Here is a 19,339-nt window from a genome sequence, read left to right as displayed (position 1 = left end):
GCCTGTTTGTCCGGGCACCGGCAGATCGGTGGATCGGACATGGCTGTCTTGATTCGGCGATATGGGCGGCCGCGGTCGCATTTCTGCACTTCCCGGCTATCCCCTATACGTTCGGGATGATTGTGTCGTCGGGGACGTTCCGTTTCTTGCTCGACCACGCTGAAACGATTGACCGGCGATGCATGGTTGTACGGGGCGGCGCGCCGTTCCGCATCGACGGCGCAGTGCCGCGCCACAGGCGGCTTCGCGCGAAGCCGCGCCAACGGCGAGTCGCTGCCTTCGGAGTCAATCTCGGCGCTCCCGCGGGCAAGAGCGCCTCGCGGCGCGCTGTTAGTCTCGAATTCATTGGCTCGCCCCCCTTCGCCCCCCTCCGGGGGGTTCGATATGGCTCGCTGCGCTCGGATGTTTGGGGGCGCCTCGTGGCGGCATCGATGCGTTGCGGCTGGCGCCGCGTGCCGCTTTTCCCCATTGTGGGAAAGGCGGCGCGGCGGAAAAGCTCTGTCAAGGAAGCACGGAGGTTCTGATTTTGTAGGAGCGGGCCATGCCCGCGACCAGCGCATCGTCGCTCACCGATTCGCGGGCATGGCCCGCTCCTACATGCGCCGTGCCCGCCGTGTCGCCATGGTTGTCCTTGGGACGGCCCGGCAGGAAAGCACGTTTTTTCACACTAATCACCAGGAGAATCGAATGACCGATAAAAAACCTTCACTCACTTTCATCGGCGGCACGGGCGATCTCGGCTCCGGACTGGCGTGGCGTTTCGCCCGGGCCGGCTATCCCGTGATCATCGGCTCGCGGGCGGCCGACAAGGCGGAGGCCGCCGCGGCGGAAATGAGCCGGCGCGGCAACCTGTCGGTGCGCGGCATGGCCAACGCCGAGGCCGCCGCCGCTGGCGACATCGTCTTCATGACGGTCCCCTTCGCCAGTCACGAGGGCACCCTGACGCCCATCCGCGCGGCGGTGCAGGGCAAGATCTTCGTGGACTCCACGGTGCCGCTGATACCGCCCAAGGTGACGCGGGTCCAGCTCCCCGCCGCCGGCTGCGTGGCGAAGCAGACGCAGGCGTTTCTCGGCGAGGGCGTGCGCGTCGTCTCCGCGTTCCAGAACGTGGCCGCCGCCCATCTGCAGAACGAGGAGGCCCACCTGGACGACTGCGACGTGCTGGTGAGCGGCAACGACGTGGACGCGAGGGAGACGATCGTGCGCCTGGCCGCGGAAATCGGCTTCAAGGCCTGGCATGCGGGACCGATCGAGAACTCGGCGGTGGCGGAAGCCCTGACCTCGGTCCTGATCTTCCTCAACAAACGCTACGGCATCGCCGGCGCCGGCATCCACGTCACCGGCACGCCGACCAAGTCCGAATAAACCTTGAAAAAGTAGTCAACCACGGCGGGTACGGCGTGTGTAGGAGCGGGCAATGCCCGCGAACCGGTGGGCAACAATATGCTGGTCGCGGGCATGGCCCGCTCCTACGGGACGAGGAGGGTTTTCGCCGTGCCCGCCGTGTCGCCGTGGTTCGACCCAAGATTTCCAGAATAAAAATGCCCCGCGCAGGGGCATTTCTTTCGGAAGTACCGGCTTCAGCCGGTGACGACCGGCGTCAGTTCGCCGTTGCGGGCCTTGGTCCGCAGGTGGCCCGGCGAGATGCCGAACCGCTCCTTGAAGGCGCGGCTGAAATGGGCGGAGTCGTTGAAGCCGCGGCGATAGGCGATTTCGCAGATGGTCAGGGAGGCCATCGCCTGGTCCAGCAGGTCCTCGCGGCCGGCCTTCAGGCGGCGATCCCAGATCCACTTGCTGACGGTCATGCCGCTTTGCTGGAACAGGCCGTGCAGATGGCGCACGGAAATGAAATTGGCCTCGGCGATCTTGGTCGGGGTCAATTCGTGGTCGGTGAAATGTTCCTCGAGGTAGGAGAGGATGCGGCACAGGCGGGCGGACTGGTTCTTCTCGTTGTCCTTGGGGCACACCTTGGCCCGGGAGCGGACGACCGCGCCCACCAGGGCGAGGAAGCTTTCCGACAGGGTGTACTGCTCGATTTCGGAGAGGTTCCCCTCGGCCTCCAGGGTCAGGGACTTCAGCAGGTTGATGACGACCGGCACCAGTCCGCCGCCATTGAACACGGCGGCGCCGAAGTCGCGGACCTCCCGGCCCAGCACGCGCTCGTGGAACACGCGGTGGGGGATGCGCAGGATGATCTTGCTGCCCTTCTCCGGATAGTTCACGCTGTAGGGGATGCCCCCCGGAACGATCGCGAAGGCGTCCTGGGCGAGCGTGAAGGTCCGCTCGCACTGGGTGATCACGGCCGTGCCCTCGAGCTGCACGTGCAGCAGCAGATCGAACACGTGGTCGGCGAGAATGTCCTCGTCGCGGCGGCAGACGGTGACCGGATCGCTTTCGATGCAATGGATGGTCAGCGTGGCCAGCTTGAAACGGCTGATCGCATAGTGACCGAAAGGTTCGTCGTGCTGCTGGGCCAGTACGCGCACAACGGCATTTGCGACATTGTCCAACGGCGGTGCTTCGACCGCGAGTGGCATACCCATAAAACAAGCCTCCTCCAGTGGGAGCCCGCCCGCCATCCGGACGGGAACTCCCGGGATTGCTGTCTCAGCTTCCGGCCGGCTCGACCGGCTCTTTTCGCTTTTCAATGAGTTCGGTTGTTAGATATCAGAACGCACGAAGAGCAGTCAACCATAACGCTCCGAGTGTTGTATTTCCGTCAAACCGCGCTGGCCATCGCCACGAAATCGGCGTCGCTGACCAGTTGATGGGTTCGCGTCGCCTGCTCCTTCACCTGCGCCAGCAGCGTCGGGAACTTTTCCTCGGGAACGACGAGCCCCAGTTCCTTGATCTTGATCTCGATGTTGGCCAGACCGCTCTTCTTGCCCAGCACGATGCCGCGCCGGGCGGCGACGATGGACGAGGAATACGGTTCGATGGCGTCGGGCATGTGGAACTGGGCCGCCACCGCACCGCTCTCGCGCACGAACAGCGCCTCGCCCACCACCGGCTTCCAGCGGTCCACCTGGTAGTCGCCCGCCGCGCGCACCAGTTCGGACACCTTGCGCGCCTTGGACAGGTCCATTTCCACCGGTACGTTGTAGAGACACTGAAGGGCCAGCGCCACCTCGCAGATGTCGGCGTTGCCGGCCCGCTCGCCCATGCCGTTGATGGTGCCATGGATCCAGGTCGCCCCGCCCCGCACCGCGGCGACCGCGGCCGCCGTGGCCAGGCCGAAGTCGTTGTGGCCGTGCCAGTGGATCGGCACTCGCGGCCCGACCCAGGAGGCCACCTTGCGGATCAGGAATTCCACCGCTTCCGGGGCGCAGGCGCCGATGGTGTCCACCACCGACACCTCCGAGGCGCCGGCGGCGATGGCCGCCTTGTAGACCTGTTCGAGGAAATCCAGGTCGGAGCGGGTCGCGTCCACCGGGAAGAAGTTCACCCGCATGTCGTGGGCGCGGGCATGGCGGATCGCGTCGCTCATCCGGTTGATCACGGTCTCGCGGGTGAAGCCGTAGGCCTGCATCTTCTGTTCGCTGGTGGCGATCTCGATCAGCACCGCCCGGGTGCCGAGCTCGATGTGGGCGTCGATGTCCGCCTTCACCGCCCGCGCGAAGCCCCAGATCTCCGAGTGGAGGCCGGCGTCGAGAATCCGCCGCACCGCCTGGGTGTCCTCGTCGGAAACGCGGGGGAAGCCGGACTCGATGCGCCCCACGCCCAGTTCGTCGAGGGCGCGCGCGATCTGGTACTTGGCGTCGGCGGAGAAGACCACGCCGACCGCCTGCTCGCCGTCCCGCAGGGTCGTGTCGTAGAAGCGCACGGTGCGGCTGCGATCGAAGCCGTCCTGGACTTCCGGTCGCCGATTGATGTCGCCCGTCCAGATCAGGTCGGGGGCAATGGATGTGCTGCCGTTCATGTCGTCACCTCGATTCAAGCAATTGCGATCGGTCGGACCAGGGAGGCTTCCCCGCCCTTGATCTTCAGCGGCAGCACGACCACCGTGCTGACGTGGCGCCCGGCGGCCGCCAGGGCTTCCAGGGTCAGGCTTTTCATTACGTAGATGCCGGCCTCGACCAGGATGATTCGATGGCTCGCGAACGGCGCCGGCACGCCCAGCGACAGGTTGTCGATGCCCACCAGGCGCGGCTTGCGGGCGACGATCCAGTGCGCCGCGTCGTCGGCGAGGCCGGCCCATTTGTTGAGATAGGTGTCGCGGTCGGTCTCGAAGAAGCGCCCGTAGCCGGTGCGCACCAGGACGCAGTCGCCCGCGCCGATGGTCACGCCCTGGCGCGCGGCGGCGCCCTCCAGGTCCGCCGCCGTGATGGCGTAGCGCTCCGGCAGCAGGTCCACGCCCTTGTAGGCCGGAATGTCGAGCAGCACGCCGCGCAGCACCAGGGGCGGCACCTTTTCCATGCTGTGCAGCGGCTCGGGCAGATGGGTGAAACCGGTGTCGCGCTGATAGGGCGTCACGTCGATGCCCATCACCTTGTTGTCCTGCGACATGTGGATCGGCGCGTCGAAATGGGTGCCCGAGTGCATCGACGTCACCACCAGGCTGATGGCGTCCGAGAAGCCGGGCTCGATGCCCATCTCATCGAAGGACTTGCGGACGTACTCGTGGTAGCGGTAGAGGAAGAACTGGAACGGCGGGTCGAAGGGATGCACCGGCATCGCCGGCCAATAGGCCTGGCCGAGATCATAGACGTCTGCCTTCGACAAGGCGTCAAACAGGGCTTCACCGCGCATTTCATGTTCCTCGCAATATTGTTGTGATGGGCGTCGCGCCGTGTTCGCCGGCCTGGAAATCGTTCGCCGCCGGCTGCATCCCGCCGACGCCGCGCGGGAACCACGGACGGCGCCGCAAGGCGCCGTAGAAGGTGTTGCGCTGGAGCGGTTCGCGGCCGATGGAACGGATCAGCGCCTCCAGTTCGGCGGGCGACATCTCCTGGCCGTGGCCGGCGCCGGCGGCGCGGCTGATGCTCTCGTTCATCAGGGTGCCGCCCAGATCGTTGGCGCCCGCCTGCAGGCAGGTGGCCGCCCCCTCCCGCCCCATCTTCACCCACGAGGTCTGGATGTTGCCGATCAGGGGATGCAGCGCCAGGCGGGCGACCGCGTGCATCAGCACCGCCTCGCGGAAGGTGGGGCCGCGCCGCGCCAGGCCGCGCCGGTAGAGGGGCGCCTCCATATGGACGAAGGGCAGCGGCACGAACTCGGTGAAGCCGCCGGTCTCCTCCTGCAGGTCGCGCAGGCGCAGCAGGTGCCGGGCCCAGTGCTTGGGACCCTCGATGTGGCCGTACATGATGGTCGCGGTGCTCTTCAGGCCGAGGCCGTGGGCGACCCGCATCACTTCCGTCCACTGGTCCACCGTGAGCTTGTCCGGGCAGAGCGCCTTGCGGATGTCGTCGTCGAGGATTTCCGCCGCGGTGCCGGGCAGGGAGCCCAGCCCCGCCGCCTTCAGCTCGGCGAGGTAGTCCGCCAGCGGCACGCCCAGGGTCTGCGCGCCCTGCCAGACTTCCAGCGGCGAAAAGGCGTGGATGTGCAGATCCGGCCGGATCGCCTTGATCGCCTTGCAGATGTCGATGTAGGTCTGGCCGGTGTACGAAGGATGGATCCCGCCTTGCAGGCAGACCTCGGTGGCGCCGCGATCCCAGGCTTCCACCGCCTTTTGCCGGATCTCGGCCAGGGAGAGGTTGTAGCCCTTGCCGCGCAGCGCCTCGCTGGTCTTGCCCTTGGAGAAGGCGCAGAAACGGCACTGGTAGGCGCAGATGTTGGTGTAGTTGATGTTGCAGTTCGGGATGTAGGTGACGGCCTCGCCCTTCACATCGACGCGCAGCTCGTCGGCCGCCGCGCAGAGGATCCGGAAGTCCCCGCCCCGCACCTCGAACAGCCGGGTCAGCTCCGGCGCCGACAGCCGCGTGCCGCGCGCCGCCTTCTCCGCGTGCCGGTAGGCCTGGCTGCCCAGGGAGCAGCTCAGGTGGCGCGATTTGGGGAACGACGGCAGTTCCGGCGGGCGGCCGTCCTCGCCGGGGGACCAGTCGTCCGTGCGCGGAAAGCCGCCGCCGTCCACCCGGTCGCGCACCGCTTGCCGCAGGCCCTGGTCCACCCAGGATTCCAGCCGCTGCGCATAGGCCGGGTACAGGGGCAGACGCGGCACCAGCGTCTTGCCGGCCGCCTCCGTGGCCTGCGCCAGCTCGCGCAGATGGGGCCAGGGCGCCTCCGGATTCACGTGGTCCGGCGTCACCGGCGAGATTCCCCCCAGGTCGTTGATCCCGGAATCGATCAGCGCCCGCAGCGACTGGGGAGAGAGATTGGACGGCGCCTGGATGTTGGCCTTGGGGCCGAGGACGATGCGGGCCACGGCGATGGTCCAGCACAGCTCGTCGAGGGACGGCTCCTCCGCCTCTGCCATCTTGATGCCGGGCTTGCGGCGGAAATTCTGGACGATCACTTCCTGCAGATGGCCGTAGCCGTCGTGCAGGTCGCGCAGCGTCAACAGGGCCTCGATCCGTTCCTGGCGGGTCTCGCCGATGCCGACCAGGATGCCGGACGTGAAGGGAATGCCCAGCCGGCCCGCCTCGGCGATCATCGCCAGGCGCACCGCCGGAATCTTGTCGGGCGAACCGTGATGCGGCCGGCCCACCGCGCACAGCCGCTGCGAGACGGTTTCCAGCATCAGCCCCTGGGAAACCGACACGGCGCGCAGCTCGGCGAGTTGCCGGGCGTCCATCACGCCGCCGTTGATGTGGGGCAGCAGGCCGGTCTCCTCATGCACCCGGCGCGCCATGGCCGCCAGGTAGGCGACCGTGGACTCGTAGCCCAGCGCCGCCAGCGCCTCGCGGGCCTTGGCATGGCGCAACTCGGGTTTGTCGCCGAGGGTGAACAGCGCCTCGTGGCAACCGGCGCGCGCACCGGCGCGGGCGACCTCCAGCACCTGCTCCGACGTCAGGTAGGGCGCCTGGTCCTCGCCCCGCTCCCGCGAAAACGCGCAGTAGTGGCAGACGTCGCGGCAAAGCCGGGTCAGGGGGATGAAGACCTTGGGCGAATAGGTGATCAGCGCGCCGTGGCCGCGATCCCGGATCTTCGTCGCGATCGCCTGCAGCGCCTTGGTGGAATGGCACTCCGCCAGCTCCAGCGCGGCATCGGCGTCAAGGCGCCCCGAACTTGAAATCGACTCGACGAGGATGTCCATCAATCACGGCTTTCCACTGTTCAACCACTCCATGCCGGACCGGGCGGACCCTTTGCGGCCCGCCCGCGGCGACTCACTCGACCACGCCGCAGAGGTCCATCATCACTTCGATGTACACCCGCACGATGTCCATCATGTCGCCGATGTGGGTGTGCTCGCCCTGCGCCGTCGAGAAGCCGCCGCCGCCGGTGCGGATGCGGCCCGCCGAGCCGTAATTGACGGTGGGGATGCCGTAGCGGTTCATGTGGGCCGCGTCGCTGTACCAGGTCTCGGTGCCCATCTGCGGCGCCTGGCCGAGCTGGTGGGTATGGGCGGCGATCACGCTCTGGACCAGTTCGTGATCGTCCGGAATCGAGGTGCCCGGGGCCGAGAGGAAGATTTCGGCCTTGGTGCCCGCCAGATGCGGATTGGCCTTGACCACGCTCTTGACGACGCTGCGCACTTCGTTGAACGCCTGCTCCGGCAGGACGTTCGGCAGGGTGCGCACGTCCAGGTAGATCACGCAGTTGTCGGGCGTGCGGGCACCGCGCCAGGGCCAGCCGCCTTCGATGGCGGAGACGTTGACCCGAGGCTGGAAGTCGCCGAGGCGGTTGCGCTGGCAGTAGTCGGGAATCCATTCGTGGATCGCGTCCAGCACCACGCGCGCGCGGTTGATCGCGTTGCGTTCGAGATCCGACCAGGCGGTGTGGATCAGCTGGCCGGGCACGGTGATCTTGATCCAGGTGGTGCCGCAGTGGCGCGGGATCAGCATCATGTTGGTCGGCTCGCCGAGGATGCAGAAGTCGGCGGTGGCGCCATGGGTGATGGCGTACTTGGTGCCCACGCCGTAGCCCTGGTACTGGCGGCCCTCGTATTCGTTGACCGGCGCCTTCTCGATCTCGCCGGCGACGCCGGCGATGACCACGTCGCCGCCCAGCTTGATGCCGGCCTTGCGGATCGCCTCGACGGCGGTGACGTAGTTGGCCAGGGCGAACTTCATGTTGAAGGAACCCATGCCGTAGATCCACTCGTCGTCGACCAGCGTGCCCTTGCACTGGTAGCCGAGGCCGCGATGGGCCTGCTCGGGGCCGAACGAGGTGTCGAGGTGGCCGTTGAACATCAGCGACTTGCCGCCGCCTTCGCCCTGCAGGCGGCCGACCGCGTTGTAGCGCTCGTCGCCGATGGGTTGCAGCGTGGCGTCGAAGCCGGCGCCCTTCAGCACCTCGTGGTAGGCGCGGGCGACGTCGCCCTCGTAGCCGGTGGGGCTGGGGATGTTGGTCAGGTCGATGGTCAGGTTGACCAGCCGGTCGCGGTCGATCAGATCGGTCGCCTTGCGGACGAGATCCTTGTTGACACGGTTTGCCATGATTGTTTCGCCTCGCTTATTCGACGATGAAGGTGGTCAGGGTGCCGAGCTTCTCGACCTTGCAGTCGATGCGGTCCCCGCCTTTCAGGTAGGTGGCGTCCTTGCGTCCGGCGATGACGCCCGGAGGGCTGCCGGAGGTGATCACGTCGCCCGGCTCCAGGGTGATGTTGGACCACCAGGACACCATGTCGGCGATCTTGTAGATGACGTTGCCGGTATTGGAGTTCTGGCGCTCCTCGCCGTTCAGCGTCAGCACCATGGGCAGGTTGTTGACGTCGCCCACCTCGTCCAGGGTGACCAGATAGGGGCCCAGGGGGCAGGAGCCGTCGAAGCTCTTGCCCAGCAGGATCACCTTGTTGGAATGCTCGCGGGCCTGAATGTCGCGCGCCGACAGGTCGTTGAAGATGGTCAGGCCGGCGACGTAGTCCAGCGCCTCGTCGGGCGAGACGCGGAAGGCTTTCTTGCCGATGATGATGCCGACCTCGATCTCGTAGTCGAGCTGCTTGGTGAAATGGGGCACCTTCACCGAGGCCCCGGTGGGCACGACGCTGGAAGGCGCCTCGAGGAAGCCGGTGGGGTGCTCGAAATGGAACTCGCCCCAATTGTGCGACTGCCACTCGGGTTCCTTCCAGGTGGTCAGTTCCGAGAGGTGGGCCGGGAAGTTGCACGAGGTGTGCATGATCTTGCCGGGACGCGGCACGGGCGCCTGTAGTTCCACGTCGTCGGCCGGGACCACGTTGGCGCGGCCCAGGGCGGCGTTCGCGGCCACGGCGCGGGCGCGGGCCATGGCCCCCTCGCCCATTTCGAGGAAGTCGATCATCCGGGCCGGCAGCTCGCCGTTGGTCGCACCGTGCAGATCGAGATAACCGCCGTCGGCCAGCACCACGCCGATGGTGGTCTTGCCGCTCGACTTGATCTTAAAACTCGCCAGTTTCATTTTTGCCTCTCTGTTGGATTCGACTGCGCCGCGGACTCGTTGCCCGCGGCGCCTGCTGCGGCGCTCAGGCCGAAGCGACGGGACCGGGCTTCAGCTTGGGCAGCACTTCGGCGCCCATCAGCCGGATGGTTTCCAGGTTGTCCTCGACGGTCTTGCCGACGACTTCCAGCAGCGGCAGGTTGAGGCCGGCATCCACCAGTTCCTGGGTGATTTCCAGGCATTCCTCGGGAGTGCCGGAGATCACGGTGAAGCGGCGCATCATCTCGTCGGTCACCAGATGGGTGACGTTGTCCTGGGTGCCCTCGGCGATCGCCTTGCGGAAGGGTTCCCAGGCGCTGTCGGGCAGGCCGGAGCCGGCCAGGATCACGTCGTTCTTGATGTTGCGGATCTTGTTGACGATGTAGGTGCCGGTGTAGCTGCGGGTGGCGTTGCGCGCCTTGTCGCCGTCGCGGGAACAGGCGCAGAGGATCACGCCGCCCACGGGGAAGCTGTCCGGCAAGGTGCGGCCCACGGCGGCGGCGCCGGCGCGCATGTTGTCGATGGCGTACTTGACGAAGGCGGGCGAGGTCAGGCCGGCGAGCAGCATGCCGTCGCTTTCCTTGCCGGAGAGCTTCTGCATCGCCGGGCCGGTGGCGCCGACGTAGATCGGGATGTCGGTGCGCAGGCCGCGGCCGGCACGGTCGAAGGCGGGCATCGAGGACTTGTAGTGCTTGCCTTCATAGGAGTATTTCTGGCCGCTGAAGACGTGGCGCATGATTTCCATGGATTCGTGATGCACGGCCACGGGACGCATCTTCTCGATGTCGTACTCCAGGTATTCGATGCCGACCTTGCCGACGCCGATGCCCATCAGGAAGCGGCCGTTGGACAGTTCGTCGATGCCGGCGGCCTCGGAGGCCTGGATCGTCGGATGGCGCATGTAGGGCGAGGTGATGCCAAGACCAACCGGAATGTTCTTGGTGGCCTGGGCGACGACGGCGAGGGTGGTGAAGCAGCCGCGCGCCTCCAGCCCGTATTGGCGGAACCAGTGATAGGCCTCGGCGATCCAGAAGCCGCCGGTCATGCCGCTGGCCTCGGTCTGCTCCGCGTAGGCGCGGATCGCCGACAACGGCTCGTAGGACTTGAAAATTACGCCCATCTTGGGCTGAATGGTCTTGGTCATTTGGACTTAACTCCCGCTGAAAGGGTTGGCTCGCAGTAACTCGATCGGAGGCGCGGCGCGCGCCCGGCATCGAACTGGATCGAATCGTACGGGGGCCGTCCGCGGGGAGTCTTGCCCGGCCGGGCGGGGTGCATTGATCGCCAGTGCAAAACCGAAAGGGGCCCCGATCGGGGCCGATCCGGGGTCGGGAATCCTGCACGCTGAGACAAACCGCTCCGGTTCACCATGCAAGACCCCGCTGCCGGCAAACCGTATCTTCCCCTCCGAAAAAGCTTGAAGCTCCCCGTTATCGGGGGCGTCGCCTACAACGGAAATACTCCAGCCACCGAGACCCGCCGTAACGATCATGAAAAAGATCCGCAAACTCCTCATCGCCAACCGCAGCGAAATCGCCATCCGCGTCATGCGCGCCGCCACGGAGCTGGGCATACGCACCGTGGGCATCTATTCCAACGAGGACCGCTTCGCGCTGCACCGCTTCAACGCCGACGAGAGCTACCTGGTGGGCGCGGGCCGGAAGCCGATCCAGGCCTACCTGGACATCGACGACATCATCCGCATCGCCAAGGAGGCCAAGGCCGACGCGGTGCATCCCGGCTACGGACTGCTCTCGGAGAACCCGGACTTCGCCGAGGCCTGCGTCCGCAACGGGCTGGCCTTCGTCGGCCCGACCCCGGAGGTGATGCGCACCCTGGGCAACAAGGTGGCGGCGCGCAACGCCGCCGTCGCCGCCGGCGTGCCGGTGATGCCCGCCACCGGCCCCCTGCCCCGCGAATTCGACGCGGCCGCGCGCCTGGCCGGGGAGATCGGCTATCCCCTGATGCTGAAGGCGAGCTGGGGCGGCGGCGGACGCGGCATGCGGATGATCGAAACGGAGGACGACCTGCGCGCCCAGCTCGACGTGGCGCGGCGCGAGGCGATGGCGGCCTTCGGCAACGACGAGGTGTATCTGGAGAAGCTGGTGGTCAACGCCCGCCACGTGGAGGTCCAGATCATCGGCGACCGCCACGGCACGGCGATCCATCTGTTCGAGCGCGACTGCTCGGTGCAGCGGCGCAACCAGAAGGTGGTGGAGCAGGCGCCGGCGCCCTATCTCGACGACGTCCGGCGCCAGGCTCTGTGCGAATCGGCCCTGCGCCTGGCGCGGGCGGTGAACTACACCCACGCCGGCACCGTCGAGTTCCTGATGGACGGCGACAGCGGCCAGTTCTACTTCATCGAGGTGAATCCCCGCATCCAGGTGGAGCACACCGTCACCGAGCAGGTCACCGGGGTGGACATCGTCAAGGCCCAGATCCGCATCTGCGAGGGCGCGCGGATCGGCGACCCCGACGCCGGCCTGCCCCGCCAGGAGGATGTCCATCTCTCCGGCCATGCGCTGCAATGCCGCATCACCACCGAAGATCCCGAGAACAACTTCACCCCCGACTACGGCCGCATCTCCGCCTATCGCAGCCCGGCCGGCTTCGGCATCCGCCTGGACGCCGGCACGGCGTATACGGGCGCCGTGATCACCCCCTACTACGATTCGCTGCTGGTCAAGGTCACCGCCTGGGCGCCCAGCGCGCGCGAGTCGATCCAGCGCATGGACCGGGCGCTGCGGGAGTTCCGCGTGCGCGGGCTGTCGACCAATCTGCATTTCCTCGAAAACGTCATCAACCACCCGCTGTTCATCGCCGGCGACTGCTCCACCCGCTTCATCGACCGGACCCCGGAGCTGTTCCACTTCCCCAAGCGGCGCGACCGGGCGACGCGGATGCTGCGCTTCATCGGCGAAGTGGTGGTCAATGGCAACGAGGAGGTCAAGGGCCGGCAGCAGCCGCATCAGCCGGTGGCCGCACCGCTGCTGCCGGCGGCGGAAGGCGGCCGGACGATCCCGCCGGGCACCCGCGACCGCCTGAAGGCGCTCGGCGCGCGCGGCTTTTCGGCCTGGATGAAGGAGCAGCGCCAGGTGCTGCTCACCGACACCACGATGCGCGACGCCCACCAGTCGCTGTTCGCCACCCGCATGCGCAGCGCCGACATGGTGGCCGTCGCGCCGCACTACGCCCGCGCCCTGCCGGAACTGTTCTCGCTGGAATGCTGGGGCGGCGCCACCTTCGACGTCGCCCTGCGCTTCCTCAAGGAGGACCCCTGGGAGCGTCTGGCCAGGCTGCGCCAGGCGGTGCCCAACATCCTGTTCCAGATGCTGCTGCGGGCCTCCAACGCCGTGGGCTACACCAACTACGCCGACAACGTGGTGCGCTACTTCGTGCGGCAGGCGGCGCGCGAGGGCATCGACGTGTTCCGCGTGTTCGACTCGCTCAACGGCGTGGACAACATGCGCGTCGCGATGGATGCCGTGATCGAGACCGGCGCCCTGTGCGAGGCGGCGATCTGCTACACCAGCGACATCTTCGACACCGCCCGCCCCAAGTACGACCTCAAGTACTACGTCGACATGGCCCGGCAACTGGAGAAGGCCGGCGCCCACATCCTGGGCATCAAGGACATGGCCGGGGTCTGCCGGCCCCGCGCCGCCGCGACGCTGGTCAAGGCCCTGAAGGAGGAAATCGGCCTGCCCATCCATTTCCACACCCACGACACCAGCGGCGGCGCCGTGGCCAGCGTGCTGGCGGCGATCGACGCCGGGGTGGACGCGGTGGACGGGGCAATGGACTCGATGAGCGGGCTGACCTCGCAGCCCAGCCTGGGGGCGATCATCGCCGCCTTGCAGGGCGGCGAGCGCGATCCGGGTATTTCCCCGGCGCGCATCCAGCCCTTCGCCCGCTACTGGGAGGGCGTGCGCCGCTTCTACACGCCGTTCGAGGCCGACATCCGCGCCGGCACCTCCGACGTCTATCGCCACGAGATGCCGGGCGGCCAATACACCAACCTGCGCGAACAGGCGCGCGCCATGGGCCTGGAGCACCGCTGGGCCGAGGTGGCCCAGGCCTATGCCGACGTGAACCAGTTGTTCGGCGACATCGTCAAGGTCACGCCCACCTCCAAGGTGGTCGGCGACATGGCGCTGTTCATGGTGGCCAACGAGCTCGCCCCGGCCGAGGTGGCCGACCCGGCGCGGGAGGTCGCCTTCCCGGAGTCGGTGGTCTCCCTGTTCAAGGGCGAGATGGGTTTCCCGGCCGACGGCTTCCCGCCCGCATTGCAGGCCAAGGTACTGAAGGGCAAGCCGCCGCTGGCGGGCCGCGCCGGCGCCATCATCCCGCCGGCGGACCTGGAGGCGCTGCGCGCCCAGTGCGAGAAGGCCGTGGACCGCCACATCAGCGACACCGAGCTGGCGTCCTATCTGATGTATCCGAAGGTGTTCATCGACTACGCCGAGCACCATCGCCACTACGGCGACGTCGGTCTGCTGCCGACGCCGGTGTTCTTCTACGGCCTGGCGGAGCGGCACGAGATCGCCGTCGAGATCGAGCCGGGAAAAACGCTGGTGATCCGGCTGGTCGGCCAGGCGGAGGTGGACGAGGAAGGCATGGTCAAGGTGTTCTACGAATTGAACGGCCAGCCCCGCTCCATCCGCATCCCCAAGCGCGGCGCGGCGGTGCTGCAGGCCGCGCGCGCCAAGGCCGAGCTGGGCAACCCGAACCACATCGCCGCGCCGATGCCAGGCGCCGTCGCCACCGTCAACGTGAAATCCGGCCAGGCGGTGAGGAAGGGCAGCCCCCTGCTCTCCATCGAGGCCATGAAGATGGAGACCATGATCACCGCCGAGCGGGACTGCGTGGTGGGCAGGATCCACGTCGCCATCGGCGACAAGATCGAGGCCAAGGACCTGCTGATGGACCTGCGCGACTGAACGCCTGCGATGGTTAGCGTGGCACCACGCACAACATTGCCATGACGTCCGATTCCGAACCGTTTCTGCGCGTGCCGGGCGACAAGCACGAACAGGTGTTCTTCGTCGTGCGCCACCGGGTCAGGGCGGGCGCCCGCGAGGCCTACGAGCGCTGGCTGCGGCACATCATGCAGGTGGCGGCGAAATTCCCCGGCCATCTCGGGGTCCAGATCGTGCGTCCACCCGCCGGGCGCCAGGAATACGTGATGGCCGTGCGCTTCCAGAGCCAGGAGGACGCGGCCCGCTGGCATCGCTCGGCCGACAGGGAGGCGCTGATCGCCCAACTGGAGAATCTGCTCGACAGCGACGAGCAGATCGACATCGTCAGCGGCATCGACTACTGGTTCACCCCGCCCAGCGGCATCATTCCGCCGCGCTGGAAACAGCTGCTGGCGACCACCGCGGTCATCTGGCCGCTGACGGTCCTGATCTCGGTCCTGCTCGCCCCCCTCCAGGAAGCCCTGCCCCGCCCCCTCCCCGGCTGGCTGCTCCAGGGACTGAACATCCTGACCGTGGTGGCCCTGGCTACCTACCTGGTCATGCCCCGCTGGACCCGGCTGCTGGCGAAGTGGCTGTACCGCAGGTAGGACGGTTCCGCACCGTCACCCTGGAAATTGACCTCACAAGGAGATCCCATGTCCCAGACTTCTCCCCGTATCGCTCTCGTCACCGGCGCCAACCGTGGCATTGGCCTTGAAATCTGCCGTCAGCTGGGCACCGCGGGCATCATTGTTTATCTGGGTGCCCGCGACGATCTCCTGGGAAAGCAGGCAGCAAGCGCCCTGCGCGACACGGGTCTGGACGTCCGATACCTGCGGATCGACACGGATGACTCGACGACCTATCAGGCGGCCCATGATCGGATCGCCCGTGAATTCGGCCGCCTCGACATCCTCGTGAATAATGTGGGCATGGGATTCGACTGGGCCTGCACTGCGGCCAATGTCCCCATTGAACTTGTGCGCAAGACCTTCGACATCAACTTCTTTTCGATCCTCGAGTTGACTGGACATCTGCTTCCGCTGCTGGAAAAAAGCCCGGCCGGACGCATTGTCAATCAGTCGAGCGCCATCGGTTCCCTGTCGCTGCATGCATCGCCCGAATCGTGGGCCCAAGGCGATCGTCCCCTAGCCTACTGTGCCAGCAAAACGGCCCTCAACGCTTTCACTCAACACTTGGCCTGCGCCTTGCGGAATACGCCGATCAAGGTCAATTCGGCCCATCCCGGCATCGTAAAGACCGATCCGAACCCCGGTGGGTTGATCAGCCCGGAGGAAGGCGCCCGCACCGCCGTTTCCCTGGCCCTGTTGCCGAACGACGGGCCCACCGGAGGATTCTTCCATCTCGACGAACCGATCCCTTGGTGACTTATGGTGGTTAACCCGCTGCGCTCGTCTGTTTGACTCGCTGTTTCAATTTTCTGTTTCACGTTGATTCTGGAAGAGGCTAGGCATAGCGCCGGACCAGCCCGGTGACGACGCCGAAGATTTCCAGTTCGCCCTTGGGACGGATGACGGGATACGCCGGGTTGTGGGGGATGAGAACGAACTTCCCGCGTTCCATGCCCAATTCCTTGAGGGTGAATTCGTTGTCGACGATGGCGATGACGAAATCGCCCTTGTGGGCGGCGCGGCGGCGCTCCACGACCACCATGTCGCCCTCGTGGATGCCGGCTTCGCTCATGGAATCCCCCTTGACCGGAACCATGACGGTGCGGGAGGGCTGGCGGACCAGATAGCGGTCCACCAGGAACGGATCGGACTCCATGGCCTCGACCATATCCGGACCGCCGGCGCGGACGAAGGAGGCGGCCAAGGGGCGCTCGAAGAACCGCTCCGTGGGAATCCAGGCATCGTCGTCGGAAGTGCGTTCGACATAGCCGGCAGTCGCCAGGCGCTCCAGGAGCTTGCTGGAGGCGGCCTTGGAGGCGAAGCCGAGCAGCGTCGCGATCCGCCGGAAGGAAGGAATGCGGCGGTTCTCGGCATAGTAGTCCCGTAGCTGGTCGAGGTATTCGGTGTCTTTGTTGGGGGAGGCCATGGCCGTCTCCGGGTATTCTTTCGTTCACCAAAGATAGTGCTCGAACGATTACCTGTCAACATGCGTCCCTATTCTCGAATCCCACAGGCGGATCGGCTTGTTAGGATGGACGAATCATGAATGCGCCGATCGGAATGCACCGATCGAATGGACCCGAAGATGTCGCCGGAAGACCTTGAACGCCTTGTGACCGTGGCGATGCCCTTCGGAAAATACAAGGGGCGCCTGATCGCCGACCTGCCTGGAAACTATCTGAACTGGTTCGCCCGGGAGGGTTTTCCGGCCGGGGAAATCGGGCGTCTCCTGGCGCTGATGCAGGAAATCGACCACAACGGGCTCAAGCCGATCCTCGAACCGCTGCGGCAGCGGAGGGCCGGCTGATGGCGATCTGGGTCGATGCGGACGCCTGCCCCAGGCCGATCAAGGACATCCTGTTCCGGGCGGCCATTCGCACCGGATGCGAGCTGACGCTGATCGCCAATCAGATGCTCGCCGTGCCGCCCTCGCCCCATATCCGCTCGCTGCAAGTGCCAAGGGGGTTCGATGTCGCCGATGGCGAGATCGTCCGCCGCGCCCAGGCCGGCGATCTGGTGGTGACGGCGGATATCCCCCTCGCCGCCGAGGCGATTGGCAAAGGGGCGAAGGTGATCACCCCGCGCGGGGAAACCTACGATGCGGGCTCGATCGCCGCCGCGCTGACCCTGCGCAACTTCATGGACACCTTGCGCTCGTCGGGCGTCGAGACCGGCGGACCGGCCTCGTTCAGCGCCAGCGACCAACGTGAATTCGCCCGACAGTTGGATCGCTATCTGGCGAAGTGATCCGACTTCAAGGCAGCCGGCGCCGGGAAAGCGGCCGTGGTTGCCCCCCGTTCGAGTCGCACCGCGTTCCCGCGCTGTTTCACCGAAGGACCAGAGGGCTCGCTACATCACTCCACGATGGGCTGTCAAATACGAAGCACATAAGAAATAGTGCAAATTGCAAACAAATTTTGATTGTGCCGTGACATTCGCCACAGTCATAATCGAATTTATGTTATTCGCGAACTTAAAACGGATTCGTGAGTTTGAGCGGAAAAACCTGCCCTTCATGACCTCGCTGGAAGACCGAGAGATTCTGCTGACGATTGGTTATGCCCAGGAACAAGGTCATCCGGTCTGCTTCAAAAATCTTACTTTGAGCATGGATAACCTGAAACGTTTCGGCCTGGGCTCCGCGGCGACGATACGGCGGCGCGTGATGCGATTGATTGCACGCGGCGCGTTGGAGAAATACCCCGCCGATCATGACGGACGAATAGTCTATCTGGTGCTGTCGGAAAAATCACAACGGCTGTTCGCGCGCTACTCCGGGGTAATGACCAGTCTGTATTGGCGGTAGCGTGCGGCCCTGATGGCGAGCGCTCCCTCAGTCCCGACCTTCGACGATGCGACAGATCCCGGCGATTTGTTTCTTCGCCTGAAGAGACATTGCGAGGGCCAATACAGGCTGAAAAGCATTTCCATGGTCTGTGACGAAGATTTCAAAGACAGGATTCTTTGCATCATCGAGACCGACAAGGCGACGGTGATGGATCTCGCGAACTACCTGGGCGGGGAGGTGTTCGGCTATACCAGCGTGCTGCTGCACATCCCGGCGAGCGCCTGTTTCCAGTGCGCCAGCCGCAAGAACGGCTATCTCATGACGGCCCATCGTTGCGACTTGTGCTGGTCGGTGGAGTGATGGAGGAGGCTCGCCCCCCTTCGCCCCCCTCCGGGGGGTTCTAGACTGCTCGCTGCGCTCGGGTGTTTGGGGGTGCTTCGTGGGGGCACCGATACGTTGCGCCTCCGGCGCGTGCCGCTTTTCCTTGCGGCGGCGCGGCGGAAAAGCTGTTTTTTACGCTGAGCTCTTTTTTACGCTGAACTCCCGGCGGACGTCAGCCGGTGGGGGTGGCTATACACCTTGGCGCTCGTGCCGCGCACGAATCCACAAAGCGTGATGCCGAACCGCTCGGCGAGGTCGATCGCCATCGACGAGGGCGCGGAGATCGCGGCGACGACCTCGAAGCCGGCGCGCACCGACTTCGCCACCATCTCGTAGCTGACCCGGCTGGAGATGTAGACGCCGCAGCCGTCGAATCCGAGCCCGCTGAGGAAACGGTAGCCGATCACCTTGTCCAGGGCGTTGTGCCGCCCCAGGTCCTCCGCCACCGCCGCCACCCGCAGCTCGCGGTCGAACACCGCGGCGCCGTGCGCGCCGCCGGTGCGGCCGAAGATGCCCTGATGCTCCAGCATCGCGTCGCGGATCGGCAGGAAGTCGGCCACCGACATGCGCACGGTGTCGGGCACCCGGGCGGTGCAGGTCATGCCCGCCTCCAGTTGATCCCGACCGCCGCACACCCCGCAGGAACTGTTCATCACCACGTTGCGGCGCCTCACCGCGACGCCTTCCGGATGGGCGAGCACCATCCGCACCACGTCGGCGCGCTCCGGGCAGACCGACATGTTGACGATGTCGGAGACGCGCTCGACGATGCCCTCGGTGAAGGCGAAGCCGGCCGCCAGCGCCAGCGACTCGGGCACCCCGCATTCGGACAGCACGCCGTCCTCGATGGTGAAGCCCGCCGCCTGGCTGTTGTCCTCGGTCGGAGTCCACATCAGCGCGTAGCTGCCGACCCCTTCCACCTCGATGGTGAGGACGTCCTCCTCCACCACACGGCACTCGGCAACGCCGGAGCGATGGCCGTCGGCGAAGATTTCCTCCGCCGCCGTGATGCGGGTGCCGAGATTGCTGACGACGGGGGTGCCGACAGGGCCCATGGGAACGCTCCCGGAATTCCGGAACCGGCCGGG

At 66.2% G+C, this 19,339-nt stretch carries 18 protein-coding genes; 8 read left to right on the top strand and 10 right to left on the bottom strand.

The annotated features are described in order from the left end of the window. Positions 1-501: 501 nt before the first annotated feature. Positions 502-666 carry a hypothetical protein gene (locus B9N43_RS17105; protein ID WP_186453949.1) on the bottom strand — a complete coding sequence of 55 codons (165 nt, stop codon included), beginning with the start codon at positions 664-666 and terminating at the stop codon, positions 502-504. A 21-nt stretch (positions 667-687) separates the two neighbouring features. Here B9N43_RS17105 and npdG point away from each other — a divergent pair, with 21 nt between their 5' ends. Beyond that, positions 688-1,365, top strand: coding sequence for an NADPH-dependent F420 reductase (npdG, locus tag B9N43_RS02495; RefSeq protein ID WP_145840760.1), 678 nt, complete (start codon positions 688-690; stop codon positions 1,363-1,365). A 215-nt stretch (positions 1,366-1,580) separates the two neighbouring features. Here the strand turns inward: npdG and B9N43_RS02490 are convergent, their stop codons facing one another. From B9N43_RS02490 to B9N43_RS02460, 7 genes are all read right to left on the bottom strand, one after another. Continuing rightward, on the bottom strand, positions 1,581-2,543 hold the full coding sequence (locus B9N43_RS02490) for a helix-turn-helix domain-containing protein (RefSeq protein ID WP_186453948.1): 963 nt from the start codon (positions 2,541-2,543) through the stop codon (positions 1,581-1,583). Positions 2,544-2,719: 176 nt separating this feature from the next. Next, positions 2,720-3,919 (bottom strand): LeuA family protein, encoded by a 1,200-nt coding sequence (locus tag B9N43_RS02485; RefSeq protein WP_145840758.1) that lies wholly within the window; start codon positions 3,917-3,919, stop codon positions 2,720-2,722. Between the two features lie 14 nt (positions 3,920-3,933). Then, a complete protein-coding gene (locus tag B9N43_RS02480) occupies positions 3,934-4,749 on the bottom strand; it encodes a cyclase family protein (protein ID WP_145840757.1) in 816 nt (271 codons plus the stop codon). 1 nt (position 4,750) lies between these two features. Continuing rightward, positions 4,751-7,192, bottom strand: coding sequence for a 5-amino-6-(D-ribitylamino)uracil--L-tyrosine 4-hydroxyphenyl transferase CofH (cofH, locus tag B9N43_RS02475; protein WP_145840756.1), 2,442 nt, complete (start codon positions 7,190-7,192; stop codon positions 4,751-4,753). Positions 7,193-7,265: 73 nt separating this feature from the next. After that, a complete protein-coding gene (locus B9N43_RS02470) occupies positions 7,266-8,537 on the bottom strand; it encodes a M20 family metallopeptidase (protein WP_145840755.1) in 1,272 nt (423 codons plus the stop codon). Between the two features lie 16 nt (positions 8,538-8,553). Beyond that, on the bottom strand, positions 8,554-9,474 hold the full coding sequence (locus tag B9N43_RS02465; protein WP_145840754.1) for a fumarylacetoacetate hydrolase family protein: 921 nt from the start codon (positions 9,472-9,474) through the stop codon (positions 8,554-8,556). A 64-nt stretch (positions 9,475-9,538) separates the two neighbouring features. After that, a complete protein-coding gene (locus B9N43_RS02460) occupies positions 9,539-10,636 on the bottom strand; it encodes an LLM class flavin-dependent oxidoreductase (RefSeq protein ID WP_145840753.1) in 1,098 nt (365 codons plus the stop codon). A 346-nt stretch (positions 10,637-10,982) separates the two neighbouring features. Between B9N43_RS02460 and B9N43_RS02455 the strand changes: the two genes are divergently transcribed. Genes B9N43_RS02455 through B9N43_RS02445 form a run of 3 tightly spaced genes read left to right on the top strand, consistent with a single transcriptional unit; the run spans position 10,983 to position 15,838 of the window. Further along, positions 10,983-14,432, top strand: coding sequence for a pyruvate carboxylase (locus tag B9N43_RS02455; protein WP_145840752.1), 3,450 nt, complete (start codon positions 10,983-10,985; stop codon positions 14,430-14,432). A gap of 41 nt (positions 14,433-14,473) precedes the next feature. Beyond that, positions 14,474-15,058, top strand: coding sequence for an antibiotic biosynthesis monooxygenase (locus tag B9N43_RS02450; protein WP_145840751.1), 585 nt, complete (start codon positions 14,474-14,476; stop codon positions 15,056-15,058). A gap of 48 nt (positions 15,059-15,106) precedes the next feature. Next, the gene (locus B9N43_RS02445) at positions 15,107-15,838 is read left to right on the top strand and encodes an SDR family oxidoreductase (RefSeq protein WP_145840750.1); all 732 of its coding nucleotides are present in this window, start codon (positions 15,107-15,109) and stop codon (positions 15,836-15,838) included. A 79-nt stretch (positions 15,839-15,917) separates the two neighbouring features. Here the strand turns inward: B9N43_RS02445 and B9N43_RS02440 are convergent, their stop codons facing one another. After that, complete coding sequence (locus B9N43_RS02440; protein ID WP_145840749.1) at positions 15,918-16,508, bottom strand: LexA family protein; 591 nt, start codon at positions 16,506-16,508, stop codon at positions 15,918-15,920. 159 nt (positions 16,509-16,667) lie between these two features. Between B9N43_RS02440 and B9N43_RS02435 the strand changes: the two genes are divergently transcribed. From B9N43_RS02435 to B9N43_RS02420, 4 genes are all read left to right on the top strand, one after another. Beyond that, entirely contained in the window at positions 16,668-16,889 is a 222-nt protein-coding gene (locus B9N43_RS02435; protein ID WP_145840748.1) for a DUF3820 family protein, read from the top strand. Next, entirely contained in the window at positions 16,889-17,329 is a 441-nt protein-coding gene (locus B9N43_RS02430) for a YaiI/YqxD family protein (RefSeq protein WP_145840747.1), read from the top strand. The genes B9N43_RS02435 and B9N43_RS02430 overlap by 1 nt, the downstream gene beginning before the upstream one ends. A 181-nt stretch (positions 17,330-17,510) precedes the next feature. After that, positions 17,511-17,888 carry a hypothetical protein gene (locus tag B9N43_RS02425; RefSeq protein WP_145840746.1) on the top strand — a complete coding sequence of 126 codons (378 nt, stop codon included), beginning with the start codon at positions 17,511-17,513 and terminating at the stop codon, positions 17,886-17,888. 123 nt (positions 17,889-18,011) lie between these two features. After that, complete coding sequence (locus tag B9N43_RS02420; protein ID WP_145840745.1) at positions 18,012-18,230, top strand: hypothetical protein; 219 nt, start codon at positions 18,012-18,014, stop codon at positions 18,228-18,230. Positions 18,231-18,400: 170 nt separating this feature from the next. Here B9N43_RS02420 and fdhD read toward each other — a convergent pair whose 3' ends face one another. Further along, entirely contained in the window at positions 18,401-19,306 is a 906-nt protein-coding gene (gene fdhD / locus B9N43_RS02415) for a formate dehydrogenase accessory sulfurtransferase FdhD (RefSeq protein WP_145840744.1), read from the bottom strand. Positions 19,307-19,339 lie beyond the last annotated feature (33 nt).

Source organism: Denitratisoma sp. DHT3 (assembly GCF_007833355.1).
Lineage (GTDB): Bacteria > Pseudomonadota > Gammaproteobacteria > Burkholderiales > Rhodocyclaceae > Denitratisoma.
The sequence above is the reverse complement of the archived record's forward strand: the minus strand, read 5'-3'. Positions and strand labels throughout refer to the sequence as shown.